This window comes from Microbacterium sp. H6 (assembly GCF_003314775.1).
Taxonomy (GTDB): domain Bacteria; phylum Actinomycetota; class Actinomycetes; order Actinomycetales; family Microbacteriaceae; genus Microbacterium; species Microbacterium oxydans.
In genome coordinates this window covers 13,435-26,802 of sequence record NZ_QOAY01000062.1, presented here as the reverse complement: position 1 = coordinate 26,802, position 13,368 = coordinate 13,435, and the positions used below count along the sequence as shown (strand labels likewise).

The 13,368-nt window shown below is 67.5% G+C and carries 12 protein-coding genes, 1 pseudogene and 1 riboswitch; of the genes and pseudogenes, 6 read left to right on the top strand and 7 right to left on the bottom strand.

Going from position 1 to position 13,368, the window contains the following annotated elements:
* Both DSP71_RS22620 and DSP71_RS21925 read right to left on the bottom strand, forming a co-directional pair.
* Window positions 1-187: hypothetical protein (locus DSP71_RS22620; RefSeq protein WP_220151074.1), on the bottom strand; the 187-nt coding region annotated here is incomplete at its 3' end.
* Window positions 184-354, bottom strand: coding sequence for a hypothetical protein (locus DSP71_RS21925; RefSeq protein WP_156172634.1), 171 nt, complete (start codon window positions 352-354; stop codon window positions 184-186). The genes DSP71_RS21925 and DSP71_RS22620, both read right to left, overlap by 4 nt.
* Window positions 355-507: 153 nt before the next feature.
* Between DSP71_RS21925 and DSP71_RS04215 the strand changes: the two genes are divergently transcribed.
* Both DSP71_RS04215 and DSP71_RS04210 read left to right on the top strand, forming a co-directional pair.
* Window positions 508-750 (top strand): hypothetical protein, encoded by a 243-nt coding sequence (locus DSP71_RS04215; RefSeq protein ID WP_046748024.1) that lies wholly within the window; start codon window positions 508-510, stop codon window positions 748-750.
* Entirely contained in the window at window positions 750-1,745 is a 996-nt protein-coding gene (locus DSP71_RS04210; protein ID WP_179516374.1) for a Clp protease N-terminal domain-containing protein, read from the top strand. Before DSP71_RS04215 ends, DSP71_RS04210 begins: the two co-directional genes overlap by 1 nt.
* Before the next feature lie 268 nt (window positions 1,746-2,013).
* Here the strand turns inward: DSP71_RS04210 and DSP71_RS04205 are convergent, their stop codons facing one another.
* Window positions 2,014-2,595 carry a hypothetical protein gene (locus DSP71_RS04205; RefSeq protein ID WP_113680428.1) on the bottom strand — a complete coding sequence of 194 codons (582 nt, stop codon included), beginning with the start codon at window positions 2,593-2,595 and terminating at the stop codon, window positions 2,014-2,016.
* Window positions 2,573-4,288 (bottom strand): cytochrome bc complex cytochrome b subunit, encoded by a 1,716-nt coding sequence (locus tag DSP71_RS04200; protein WP_113680427.1) that lies wholly within the window; start codon window positions 4,286-4,288, stop codon window positions 2,573-2,575. The genes DSP71_RS04205 and DSP71_RS04200 overlap by 23 nt, the downstream gene beginning before the upstream one ends.
* Window positions 4,289-4,467: 179 nt before the next feature.
* Window positions 4,468-4,532, bottom strand: a riboswitch (guanidine-III (ykkC-III) riboswitch).
* 138 nt (window positions 4,533-4,670) lie between these two features.
* Between DSP71_RS04200 and DSP71_RS04195 the strand changes: the two genes are divergently transcribed.
* Both DSP71_RS04195 and DSP71_RS04190 read left to right on the top strand, forming a co-directional pair.
* Complete coding sequence (locus DSP71_RS04195; protein WP_113680426.1) at window positions 4,671-4,955, top strand: hypothetical protein; 285 nt, start codon at window positions 4,671-4,673, stop codon at window positions 4,953-4,955.
* A gap of 138 nt (window positions 4,956-5,093) precedes the next feature.
* The gene (locus tag DSP71_RS04190) at window positions 5,094-6,245 is read left to right on the top strand and encodes a calcium:proton antiporter (RefSeq protein ID WP_113680425.1); all 1,152 of its coding nucleotides are present in this window, start codon (window positions 5,094-5,096) and stop codon (window positions 6,243-6,245) included.
* A gap of 24 nt (window positions 6,246-6,269) precedes the next feature.
* Here DSP71_RS04190 and DSP71_RS23095 read toward each other — a convergent pair whose 3' ends face one another.
* Window positions 6,270-6,977 carry a flavin reductase family protein gene (locus tag DSP71_RS23095; protein WP_258546251.1) on the bottom strand — a complete coding sequence of 236 codons (708 nt, stop codon included), beginning with the start codon at window positions 6,975-6,977 and terminating at the stop codon, window positions 6,270-6,272.
* Between the two features lie 92 nt (window positions 6,978-7,069).
* Window positions 7,070-7,828: pseudogene (locus tag DSP71_RS24570) on the bottom strand (MOSC domain-containing protein); the annotation flags it as partial.
* Between the two features lie 486 nt (window positions 7,829-8,314).
* Here DSP71_RS24570 and gap point away from each other — a divergent pair.
* Both gap and DSP71_RS04170 read left to right on the top strand, forming a co-directional pair.
* Entirely contained in the window at window positions 8,315-9,346 is a 1,032-nt protein-coding gene (gap, locus tag DSP71_RS04175) for a type I glyceraldehyde-3-phosphate dehydrogenase (RefSeq protein ID WP_113680423.1), read from the top strand.
* The gene (locus tag DSP71_RS04170; protein ID WP_058630916.1) at window positions 9,339-9,893 is read left to right on the top strand and encodes a peroxiredoxin; all 555 of its coding nucleotides are present in this window, start codon (window positions 9,339-9,341) and stop codon (window positions 9,891-9,893) included. The genes gap and DSP71_RS04170 overlap by 8 nt, the downstream gene beginning before the upstream one ends.
* A 9-nt stretch (window positions 9,894-9,902) precedes the next feature.
* On the opposite strand, the gene DSP71_RS22615 is transcribed toward DSP71_RS04170, so the two are convergent.
* Window positions 9,903-13,368 (bottom strand): DUF5979 domain-containing protein (locus DSP71_RS22615; RefSeq protein ID WP_220151073.1); only part of this gene is annotated, 3,466 nt, incomplete at its 5' end.

Here is a 13,368-nt window from a genome sequence, read left to right as displayed (position 1 = left end):
ATCCGGGTTCGACCCCGACCGCCGACGCGGCACCGGAGTCGGCACCCGCTCCTCCGGCCGGTACGTCACCCGGGTCCGCTGGCCGGTCGCCCCCGCGCTCGGCGAGGTGCTGGGCGATCCGGGATTCGGCGTCGCCCTCGACCGGCGAGGTCGCCGCCTCCGGACGCGTTCCCTCGCTCCCGCTCATTCGGTGCCGTCCCTGAGGTCGGTGGGAGCGTCACCGCTGTGGCCCGCGCCCTCGTCTTCCGGAGTGAGGTCACCCTGGCCCTCTTCGCCCAGCTCCGCCTCGATCGGGTCTTCGCCCTGCGTCTCCGGCTGCTCGCCTTCGGTGGGATACACGTCGGGATTCGACATCCTGCACTCCTCTCGTCGGGAGGACCAGGGTGGAACGGAATCCGCGGGTCCGCAGGACCGTTGACACCCGGACGACGGGCGACTAATCCCGAACACGGAGAACGTGAGCAACCTTGGTTGACAGCGCGGGGATGAGCAACGTAGGTTGACAGCATGGAATCCCTCGAGGTCGCACAGATCGCTGCAGACACCACCGATCCCCGAGCAGGGCTGCGCGCGGTCGCATCTCTGCGCCGACTCGCGGATGCGCTCGAACTGCGGCAAGTCGAAGCCGCGCTGCGGTCCGGCATGAGCTGGCAGTCCATCGCCGACGCCCTGGGAGTGACCCGCCAGGCCGTGCACAAGAAGCACTCGAAGCGGATCGATCCGTCCATCGAGATTCCGCGGAGGGGATGATGAGCCGATTGGTGCAGGCGGCTGCCACGATGCACACCTTGTCGCTGGCCTCTATGGAAGAGGCCTCACGCTTCGGGGTGCGTGATACCGACATCGATCATCTTCTGCTCGCTCTGACAATCGACCCCGACACGGGTGGTCAGATCCTGCGCGGCATGGGTGCCGGGCTCGACACGGCCCGCGCGGCCGTCGCGGCTCAGCACGCCGCTCAGCTCGAATCCGTGGGCGTCGCCACAGGTGTGGACGAGCCAGGCCGCATCGTCTTCCACGAGACCTCGGGGTACGAGTGGACGGACCGGGCGCTCGCGGTGTGGACCGCGGCGTCGAGTGGCGGCCGCCGGGGCGACTCCGCAGCGGTGCTGCGCGCGCTCGTGGATGAGCCGAGCGGTCTCGTCGAAGAGATCCTGCGACGACTCGATGTGGACCCGGACGCGCTGAGATCTCGCCTCGACGACACGCGGGTCGTCGATCCCGCGCGAACAGACAGGATCGATGAGAACAGCTTCTCCGCTAAGCGTTCGATCTTCGTCCCCGCCCCCATCGAGGACGTGTGGGAGTTGCTGTCGTCGGCCTCCCGCATTCCCGAGTGGGATCACGGGGTGGGCGAGGTGGGCTCAGCGATCGCACCCACCGGCCCTTGGGAGGCACGGACGATCACCGTCCGCAACGGCAAGAACGTGTCCGTCAAAGACACCTACGTACGTCAGCGGATCTTCCTGGACCGGTTCGAGGACCGCGCATTCGTAACCTGGCGCTTCACCTATCCGGACGCGAGTGTCGACACGTCACGGGTGCTCGCATTCGCGCTCGAACATGCCGCTGGGGGAATACAGATCCAGGTGACGCTCACGTGGGAGGTCAGGGGACCCCGACGAGGAATTCTGCACAGCATCCGGCGTCGCGTGCTCCGCCCCGTCCGGCGGCCGATCGCGCACGTCCTCACCTACTTCCAGCTCACCCAGACCGAGAGCGGCATCACGCGCGTGTTCCGCTGAAACCCCGGGTGGGCGCATCGCGCAGAACTCGCCGATGCGCCCACCGGGTCGAGTCCGCTCAGCCCTTCGCGCCCTTGCGGGGCTTGATGAACTCGGCCGGCGCGTTCTTCTCGCGCTTCGCGGCTCGCTTCTCCTTGAGTGTGAGCTGCGGTGCCTTCTTGGTCTTTCCGGACATGGTGTCTCGCTTCCCCTTCAGTGGCTGGCGTAACCTCCGACCATAGTGAGAATCCAGGGGAAGTCAAATTTCCTTTTGACCGGGAAATTTCCATCACTGACCGCCAGTGCGGCCCAGTCCTTCGAGAACCGCATAGGTTCCGAGCACCGGCGCCGCACCCGGCTCTGCGCCGTCGTCGAGGAGAAGGAGGACGTAGCCCGACTCCTGCGCCGCCCGCCCCCATCCCCGTGGCAGGTCGCTGATGCGATCGGCGAGGAGGGTCGGCCCAACACCGAAACCGTGAAGGTCACGCACCATCAGACTCCGGTCGCCTTGGAAAGCGACGCCGACACGATCGAACGCCCCGAGCGGCCCATCGAGAGGTGGCTCGAGGAGGCTCCATCCGCGCTCACGCAGATGCTCCGTCATACGCTCCGGATCCCCGTCGCCCATCCGGAAGCGCATCGCAGCGATCGCGACCCCGACTCCATCCAGAACGAGGAAGGTGCATTCCGATCTCGGAATGGAAGCATGCTGCCGCCGTGCACGTCGCACCGCGGCGATGCCGACGACGACAACAAAGGCCCCGAACGCTCCCGGAAAACCGCCCGACAGGAAGCCGAGCGCGACGCCGAGCGCGGCGAGTGCGTGCGCCGCGCTCGGACGCCAGCGGTCAGCCTTCTCGGGAGTCGGCATTCCCGCTGTCCACGGCCTCGTGCTCGGATCGTTCATCAACGGTCTTCTCCGGCTCCCCGTAGTGCCCGTGCCCCGCGTCGACCGCGTCTATATCTGCCTGCGTGAGCGGCACCAGACGGTCCTCGAAGAACCAGCGCGAGATCGAAGAACGGAGGTTCTCGGTCCACGGGATGCGACCCTTCGCGTTCGGACGCACCACGAGCGGCTCGTAGGTGTCGACGTCGATGAGCTTCCAGCGGTCGTACTCGTCGACGGGCTGGTGCACCTCGACGAACTCGCCGCCGGGGAGGCGGACGATACGGCCCGACTCGTAACCGTGCAGGACGATCTCGCGGTCCTTCTTCTGCAGCGCGATGCAGATGCGCTTGGTGATGAAGTAGCCGAGGATAGGTCCGAGGAACAGCAGCGCCTGCAGGGTGTGGATGACGCCTTCCATCGTGAGCATGAAGTGCGTCGCGATGAGGTCGGACGATGCAGCGGCCCACAGCACGGCGTAGAAGATGACGCCTGCGACGCCGATCGCGGTGCGGGTGGCCGCGTTGCGGGGGCGCTGTGCGATGTGGTGCTCGCGCTTGTCGCCGGTGACCCACGCCTCGATGAACGGGTAGATCGCGACCGTGACGATGAACAACCCCATGATGACGACCGGGACGATGATGCCGAACGACCAGGTGCGATCGAACATCACGACATCCCAGTTGGGGGGTGCGAGCCGAAGCGCACCGTCGGCGAACCCGATGTACCAGTCCGGCTGCGTGCCGGCCGAGATCGGCGAGGGGTCGTAGGGACCGTAGATCCAGAACGGCAAGATCTGGAAGAACGTGCCGAGCACCACGATCACCCCGAACACGATGAAGAAGAAGCCACTCATCTTCGCCGCGTACACCGGCATCATCGGGTAACCAACGACGTTGTCGTTCGTGCGGCCGGGGCCGGCGAACTGCGTGTGCTTGTTGATGATCATGAGCATCAGGTGCACCACGATCAAGGCGATCACCAGCATCGGAAGGATGAGGATGTGCAGCGTGTAGAGACGGCCGATGATGTCGGTCCCCGGGAACTCGCCGCCGAACAGCATGAAGGAGGTCCAGGTGCCGATCAGGGGGAGGCCCTTGATCATGCCGTCGATGATGCGCAGTCCGTTGCCGGAGAGAAGATCGTCAGGGAGCGAGTAGCCCGTGAAGCCCTCCGCCATCGCGAGGATGAACAACACGAATCCGATCACCCAGTTGAGCTCGCGCGGCTTGCGGAATGCGCCCGTGAAGAACACTCGGAGCATGTGAAGACCGATGCCTGCCACGAAGACGAGCGCTGCCCAGTGGTGGATCTGCCGCACCAGGAGTCCTCCGCGGATGTCGAACGAGATGCGCAGCGCCGAGTCGAAGGCCGCCGTCATCTCCATCCCGCGCATCGGTGCGTAGGCGCCGGTGTAGTGGGTCGGCACCATCGACGCCTGGAAGAAGAACGTGAGGAACGTGCCGGAGATGAACACCACGACGAACGCCCACAGGGCGATCTCGCCGAGCATGAACGACCAGTGGTCGGGGAAGACCTTTCGGCTCAGCTCCTTCAGGAGTCCGGAGACGCTGGTGCGCTCGTCGAGGTAGTTCGATGCGGCACCGACGAAGCGTCCGCCCAGAGGCGGCTCCTTCTTCTGCGCGGTCTGATCCAGAGTCGGAGACTCACGTGACATGATTCGGTCCTCTTCGGTGGTAGCGGGCCAGGGAGCTCTGAGGCTGCGCATGCAGGAACGCGCGCGACCGATCGGTAGCGCGAGACGTCCGCCGACGGGCGCGACGAAGAGGCGTCCACGGGGGACGGCGAGCGGGATTCAGGGTGGTTCCACACGCACCTGGCAACACGGGACGACCTTCTGGTCAGTCTTGTCGCTGTGCGGGTACTGCGCCCTCGTCCGCCGGTTCAGGAACGAACCTGCCGCCAAGCTATCAGACAACGGACGGCTCCACGGGATCGGCCATCGTCGTACCGTGTTTGCTACCCTGGAGAGGACACGACGGCGGGGGACGACCTCCGACGGTGAGACAGACCGGGGACGACCCCGACAGGAGTCTCCCGTGAACCACCCATCCGCCTGGCCGGTTTGGATCGCATCCCGCGAACCCCGTACCGCCCGCGCCACACTCGTGCTGTGCAGCGCTTCGTTCGCGATGGTCAGCGCTGCGGCCCTCAGCGTCGGCCCGCAGGGGATCTGGCTCGAACTACTCCTCTCGACGGGATTCCTCGCGTGGGCGACCGCGCAATGGGTATGCGTAGAGCGCCGTCGACGTCGCGAATCGGCGTTCCGCCGCGACGTGGAGCGCTACATCCGCATGCTCTCCGAGTCCTCCGCTCCGGAGTGACAGATCGCCGTCGTTCGCGAGGCCACCGCCGCGACCGACCGCGTACCATCAGATGCAGTGCGCTGACTCAGCGCCGCGGCCGGGACGACCCGGTCGTGTTCATCATTCGGGGACGGCCCCACCCGAAGGAGTCCGGCGATGTCACGCACGGAACTGAAGACGTTGATCGGCCCGACGGATATCGTCCGCGTCGTCCTGGGATGGGGAGCCTTCGCCGCCCTCCTTCTCCTCCACCCGGTACTGGAGCCTCCCGTGCCCACCCCGGTGCTCGTCATCGCGCTCGCGGTCATCATCGCGGTGATCCTCGTCTGCGCGTTCGGCGTCGTGAAGCAGGCGGAAGCCCTCGCGCATCGCCTCGGAGACCCCTACGGCTCGCTGGTCCTCACGCTCTCGATCGTCATGATCGAGGTGATCCTGATCTCGGCCGTCATGCTCGGACCAGGCGAGCATGCGACCATCGCCCGCGACTCGGTCATGGCCGTCGCGATGATCATCCTCAACCTCGTGATCGGGCTCGCCCTCCTCGTCGGCGGACTCCGCCACCGCGGCATGGCCCACAACCGCACCGGCACCTCCGCGTACCTGTCCATGCTGGTCGTGCTCGTCGCGCTCGCCTTCGGCCTCCCCGCTCTGATCGGCACGGACGGGTCCTACACGGTGGCGCAGGAGATCCCGATCATCGTGCTCACCCTCGCGCTCTACGCGTTCTTCCTCTATCGGCAGATGGGCGCGCAGGCGGGCGATTTCACCGAAGTCGACCCGCGCCTGCTGCAGAGTCCGCAGCGCCAGGAGAACACGGAGGAGCACAGCGGGATCCGTGAGGTTCTCGCCGAGCATCGCACGGAGGTCCTCGTGCGGCTCGCCCTGCTGGTGGTCACCGTCATCCCGATCGTGCTCCTGTCCCACGACATGGCGGCACTGCTCGACGACGGGCTGGGCCGCCTCGGCGCTCCGGTCGCCCTCGCCGGCGTGCTCATCGCGGGCATCGTGTTCCTTCCCGAGTCGATCACCGCGGTCCGCGCCGCTCTGGGCGGAGAAGCTCAGCGCGTCACCAACCTCTGCCACGGTGCGCTCGTCTCGACGGTCGGACTCACGATCCCCGCCGTGCTGATCATCGGCATGTTCACCGGCCAGACGGTCGTGCTCGCGGAGTCTCCGGCGAACCTCTTGATGCTCGGCGTCACACTGCTGCTGTCGGTGACGACCTTCGCCGCGAAGCGCGTGACGGCGATGCACGGCGCCGCACACCTGGTGACCTTCGGGGTCTACCTCGTGGTCCTCTTCCGCTGACCTCCGAAGCGGAGTGCCCCGGAGTCACGTTCCGGGAGCCGCGCCGTCCAGGCGCAGAGGGGTCAGCGGCGCGGCACTGCAGACGGCGACGCGCCCTGGCCCCGGCTCGCACAACGGCTCGTTGAGGTACTCGAACTCACCGTGTGTGACGGTACGCACGCAAGTACCGCACACTCCGACACGGCATTCACTCGGCCAGTCGAGACCCGCACTCTCGGCGGCGTTCAACAGGCTTCCCGCCGCGGGCTCCCACACGAAGGAGCCCGCAGCCGAATCGACGCGCAACGGGACGTCGGCGCGAGGCACGCGCGGCGGCCCCCACTCCGAACTCGCCGGAGAGGAGAAGAGGTCGACGTGGACGCGCTCAGGAGCGAACCCCGACTGCACGAGCAGGGCGCGCATGGCGGCAGCGAAAGTCGGCGGACCGCATACCGAGGCATCCGCTTGCTCGAGATCCAGGTCGGCCACGATGGACGCCAGGGCCGTGGCATCGATCAGCCCCTCGATGGCCGTGAAACCCTCGCAGCTCTCCGGCGCCGGCGTGTCGGTGACATGGAGCTGTGCCGTAGCGTCCGTGAGCTCGGCGACCGCCCTGCATGCCTCCGCCCACAACGGCAGGGACGTCGAACTACGCGCGCTGTGCACGACTCGTATGCGTCCTGCTCCGCGTCGCGCGACGCGCGAGCGCAGCAGAGCCACGCTGGGAGTGATACCGATTCCTCCGCTGACCAGCAGAGATCTCTCGATGCATCGTCGCCCCCGACGCCGTGGGGCCCCGAGACGAGTATCGTCTCGCCGACCTCACGGACATCGTGCAGCATCGTCGAAACGCGCCCGTCCCGCTTCACGCTGATGCGGAACCGCCCCGGTGCGGTTCCTGAGATCGTGTACGACCGCCAGTTGGGAGTCGGAGCGTCCGGAAGGTGCACCCGCACGTGGGTTCCCGGAGGAGCGGTCGTGAGCAGGTCGAGGGGGTCCGAAAGCCAGAGGCTGACGACGTCGTCGGACTCGTGCTCTCTGGCCAGCACCCGGGCAGCGCGCGGCCACCCGGACTTGCCCTCCAGACGTGCGACGGCGCCGGGCTCCTCGCGGACCGCGTCACCCACACGCACGGTGCCTCCGCCGATGACCCGAGCGTAGACGCCGCAGAATGCGTAGCCGTAGCGGCTGGCCAGCAGCGCGGGCACATTGAGGTCGGACACCCCTTCGACCGGGCGGATGGTGGTGGCGCGACAGCGGTCGGTCGGCTGGAACACCTCGAGCTCGGCCTCCCCGACGCGGATGCGCGCTCCCACGAGCTCGAACTCCTCGAACGGGGCCAGCCCGGTGAGGTAGAGGTTGGCCCGGAAGCGGCGACGATCGACGGGAACACCGGTCTCCCTCTCCAGCTCCTCGAGGGTCGCGAGGTTGATGATCGACAGATGCGCGTCCTCCCAATCCCAGAGTCCATCGGAGGCGGCCTCGACCAGGCGGGGCTCGCCATGATCCGCTCCGAGGGTTCGACGCAGGAGGTCGTCGATGGCGGCCGAATCGAACGCCCCGACCTCGCCGGCGAGCGACGACCCTCGCTTTCCTCGCGCCATACCCTCCGCTGTCTCGACGACCAGGGCGGGGGAGTCGGAGCCGTCCTCGACGAGGCCGAGTGAGATGCGGGCGAGGTGCTCGTGGCGGGCGAGGTGGAAGAAGTGCTCGCGAGAGAGCCATCCCGTGGAGCTCGGAGTCGAGTCGCGGCGGGCTATCGCGAATGCCCGGTCCCCGCGCAGACCACGACCGGGATCGAGACGAACGGGGTCGCGTGCCGGCACGCCGGAGAGTCCCTTCACCGGATAGCGCACGATGCTGTCGATGGAACCTCGGCTCCTGGTCATGAACGTCCCTTTCCCCTGCTCTGACGATCGATCATCATCATCGGCTCTCGGATCGTCCCCACCCCTCGGTATACCGGCATTGGATCTCGCGGTCGTCTCCGCTCGCGAGTGCACGGATCCGTACCGACGTCTTCCGGCCGTGATATTTTTGGCATAGGCCAAAAATATCATCACGCCGGAATCGGCACAGGAGGGAGCACTATGTCCACGAAGATCGCCATCAACGGCTTCGGTCGCATCGGACGGAACTACTTTCGAGCCCTGCTCGCGAAGCAATCGGATCTCGAGGTGGTCGCCGTCAACGACCTCACCGACACGCGCACGCTCGCGCACCTGCTCAAGTACGACGCGGCGAACGGCACCCTGGCCGGACCCGTGCAGCATGATGAGGCGCACCTCTTCGTCAACGGACAGGCGATCCGCGTGTTCTCGGAGCGCGATCCGCTCCGCCTGCCCTGGGCCGAGCTCGGTGTCGACATCGTGATCGAGTCCACCGGGCTCTTCACGAAGGCGGAACTCGCCGCGAAGCACGTGGAGGCAGGAGCCCGGAAGGTGATCATCTCGGCCCCGGCCACCGGTGACGACGGAACCTTCGTCCTGGGCGTGAACGAGCACACCTACGATCCCGAACGGCACCACATCATCTCGAACGCCTCCTGCACGACGAACTGCCTCGCCCCTGTGGCCAAGGTGTTCCACGAAGCGTTCGGGATCGAGGCCGGACTGATGACGACCGTGCACGCGTACACCGCCGACCAGAACCTTCAGGACGGCCCGCACTCCGACCTGCGGCGCGCGCGCGCAGCCGGTGTCAACATCGTGCCGACCAGCACCGGGGCGGCCAAGGCGATCGGCCGTGTCATCCCCGAGTTGGAGGGCAAGCTCGACGGCTTCGCGCTGCGGGTGCCGGTGCTCACGGGATCCATCACCGACCTCACGGTCACCGCCTCGCGGTCCGTGACTGTGGATGAGGTGAAGGCCGCGTACCGCGCCGCCGCCGAAGGCCCGCTCAAAGGGATCCTCCGTTACACCGAGGAGGAGATCGTCTCCGCCGACATCGTCGCCGACCCGCACTCGTCGATCCTCGACGCCGGACTCATCCGGGTCATCGGCGATCAGGTGAAGGTCTCGGCCTGGTACGACAACGAGTGGGGGTACTCGAACCGCCTGGCAGACCTCACCGAGTATGTCGCCGAGCGGCTGCCGGCACGCGAGGAGGACGCGCGTGCCTGAGTCGACCATCGACACGGCGGCGTTCACCCTCGACGTGTCGGAATGGGTGAACAGCGCTCCGGTCAGCCCGGAATCGCTCCACGGACGGGTGGTGGTGGTCGAGGCCTTCCAGATGCTGTGTCCCGGATGCGTGAGCCACGGACTTCCCCTCGCTCAGCGCCTCCACGGCATGTTCGACCGCAGCGAGCTCGTGGTCCTGGGGCTTCACACCGTGTTCGAGCATCACGAGGTCATGGGAAGGGAGGCGCTCGAGGTGTTCCTGTCGGAGTACCGTATCGAGTTCCCCGTGGCGATCGACCGCCCGATCGACGGTCAGGCCATCCCCGCCACCATGCAGCACTACGGCCTCAGAGGAACGCCGTCGATGATGATCGTCGACAGGGAGGGGCGCGTGCGGCAGATCGCGTTCGGCGCCGTGGACGAGCTGGCGCTCGGGACGTATCTGGGGCGACTCCTCGCCGAGCAGACTCCATACTCCGCCCCGTCGATCTCGGGCGGGGCGGAGCGGACCGGGGAGTCCTGCGACGTCGACGGTTCGTGCACCTGACGCCCGGGGCTAGCTCACGGCACCTCGCCGACGACGGATCAGGACCGCTCCCGCGAGGAGCAGCAGCACCCCGATACCGGCCAGCAGCGACGCGGAGGCTCCGTCCACCCCTGTCGTCGGGAGCCCGCCGCCACCGTCCGGTAGCGGGCCGGGGGGCACGACCGGGTCGGGGGGCAGGATCGGGTACACATTGGTGATGGACGCCGTCTGGGTCGTCGGCGGCTCTGCGTCCGCCACCGAGGGTGTCGTGATCGTCACGGTCTGACCGTCTCCGAGTCGGGACTGCTCGCCGTGGGCTCCGACGTCTCCGACCTCCGAGACCACACAGGTCGAGCCCAGTGGCAGAGCGTCGAGCCGCCCCTTCAGCTGGCTCTGCTCCGAGACGGTGATGATCCCGTCGGCGGGGAGCGCCAAGGGAACTCCCGCGACCGAGCATTCGAGTCGGAAGTCGAAGGTGGTGGGCGCCCGCCCTGTGTCGCCGACCACGACCTTCTGCACCGCGAGATCGCCGTCCTGCAGCAGGACCCCGGCCTGCACAGGGGCTACCGAGTACTCCCGGCCCCCGGCGTCGGTCCCCACGGCGCCCATCTGGTTCCATGCGATGCCGCCCGCGTCGGGGACGGCGATCGGGGCGAGGTCGGGGTAGGTGGTGGACTCGGGCACGTTCTGCGTCTCGTAGTGCAAAGACAGCACGTCGCCGGGGCCGAACGAACCGGTGGCGGTACCCGTGAAGTCGATCATGACGCGGATGCCGGTGACGTCCTCCCACGCTCCGCCGTAAGAGTCGGCCGGAGTCCAGGTTGCCGTGGTGTCGCAGAGCAGGTCGTCGAACCACGCAGAGGTGGGTCCGGTGCCCACACACGGGGAAGCGGAGGTGGTGACGTCGAGAGTGAACACCGCACCGCTGGGCAGCACGTTCGCGGTGAGCGAGTCGGGCAGGAGCACCGGCGCGTAGGTGCTGTTGCGCGCCGTGCCGGTCGCGAGCAGACGATCACCGATCCTCGGCAGGGGATCCACGATCGACACGGTCGGGAACCCGACGGTGCCCCCGTTCACGACGGACAGCCGCCAGTCGTCGGTCGCACCCACGGCCGTGTACGCGGCGCAGGGGGTGCGCGTGTACCCATCGGGGTCGAGCGGGCAGGCAGCGTCCGGATTGTTCAGGTTGACCTGCCCATCGACCAGATCGCCGTCGATCTCACCCTTGACGTACTTGTATGCGGCGAGCGCGCCACCGGGCGATGGCTGCACGTAGTTCGTCGTCCCGCACTGGTCGGCGGCGAGATCCGGAACCGTGCCCTCGCCGTTGCCGGAGGCATTGGTGCAGGAGTCGAGGTCCTCAGCGGTGGTGACGACGAAGCTGTTGGTCGTGAACTGATCGAGAGCGAGCCCCGGAGCCAGCACCAGGTTCACCGTGATCGTGAAGACCTCGCCGGGAGACATGCGGTCACCGCCCTCGGGCCAGGTGAACGTCACGTTCTTGCCCGTGTCGTCGATCAGACCCGACACGTCGGTGGAGAGCGTTCCTCCCGCAGAGGTCTGATAGGTGGGCGGTGAGAAGTCCCAGTCGAGGTACTCCGGCAGCTGATCGGTGAGCTGGTCGATCGTGACGAAGCCCGTTCCCGTGTTGGTGAACTGCAGCGTCCAGGGCAGGCTCGCGCCGATGGACACCACATGACTCGTTCCCGGCTGCGACTTCACGACGTCGAGCTGGTGGGTCCCCGGGTCGATGGCGAGCTCGGCGTCGCCTTGGTCTTCTGCCGCAGGGTAGAGGCCGTCGAGTCTCGCGCTCTCCGCGGTCGCCGCGTTCGGGACGGTGGCGGGCAGCACCAGGGGCGAACCGTCTCGCTGCGTGGTGAGCACCACGACGTCGAAGGAGAGCTGAGCAGTCCAGTCGTCCGGTGGCGCGTTGCGGGAGAACACGTCGCCCGCGGCGTTGCGGAACACAGCCCTCACCCCGACCACCGTCGCCGGATCGATTCCGGCGGGGAAAGCGGCCGTCGCAGCGAAGACTCCCTCCGCCCAGGTCGTCCCGACGAGGACGTCGATGCGCACCTGATCGGCGCCGGCGGGGAGGACCACGCTCAGCGCCGGATCGGGGGCGAGGCGCACGGTGTTCCAGAAGTCGGCGTCCGCATCGGTGATCGTGACCTGCTGCGTGGCGGCCGTCGAGACGCCGTCCGTCGCATCGAGCGTCACGGTGACCGGGTTCGCCAACTCGGTCTCGAGGATCGCGTCCGGGGTGATGATCTTCGCGAGAGTCACATCGAGGAGCGCACCGATCAACTCGACCGTGTCCCTGGCCGTGTCGTTGGGCCTGGACGCAGAGCCGGACGGGGTGAGCACCGGATCATAGGACTGGGCGATCACGTCATTGGCGACGGTGCCCGGTTCCACGAGCTGGCCGGCATCCGAGCGCTCGTACTGTCGCACGCGCGTCTCGATCTGCACCTCGAGAGCCTCTCCGGCACGGATGCTTCCACCGTCGGTCTCGGGGTCGATGCCGTGGAAGACGACACTGACACCGACCACGGTCGCGAGGTCGGCTTCGGCGAGCGCTGACGCTGCCGTGACGGACATCGTGCGCGTGCTCAGGGTGCCGTCGGCGCGATCCCACAGCGTGACGGTGGAGGTCGCCGGGTCGACCTGATCGGCAGGGTAGCTGAACGCGAGCGACAGCACGTCGAGCCGTTCGTAGGGGTTCGTCCCCGCGTCGTAGTCGGCCCCGTCGAAGGGGTCATCCGCCCAGGCATCGGCTGCGCTCACACACTGGTCCGCCGCTCCGGGCGTGCACGGGATCGGATCGGTCACGCGCACGTACGATGCGCGGGCCGTGCTGTCGTTCCTGGCGGCGATGTCGAACATCACGGTCGGATAGTTCGCGGGGTCCACATCAGCCGACTCCGGGATCGTCACGGTCGCCGGCGTGGCAGTCTTGTCGACGGACACGAGCGGCGGCTGATCGATCAGCGTGATGTTGTCGCGCTCCGTGTCGCTGCCGTTCCCTGCCGCCGAGGTCCAATCCCCGCGCAGCGTGTTCCACACGACTCCGGGGTCGGCGTCGTTGAAGGTCTGGTCGGCGCTCACCCAGCGGTCGGCGGTGGCACTGTCGTCACGAACGACGTTGCGCAGCTCCCACGTGAGGAATGTCGGTCGGTACTGTCCGACGGCGGAGGTGGCGAGCCCGGAGCCGGGTTCCGGCCTGGTCGGGTCGGAGCTGGCGGTGCGGGCGGCGTCATCCGGACGGTAGACGAGCCGCACACCGGTGGTTCCGGCGGTCTGCTCCGGGGTGAGGGTGTAGCCGATGAACCCGTCCGCTCCCATCCACGAACCGCCGGGCGCAGAGATGGGTGTCCACGCGCCGTCGACGAACAGCCAGACCTCGGTGATGTCATCCCAGGCCAGCAGCGGATCGTCGGCGAGGGTGACGGGGTCGATGCTCAGCAGATCGAACGCCTGGAAGACAGTCGTCGCC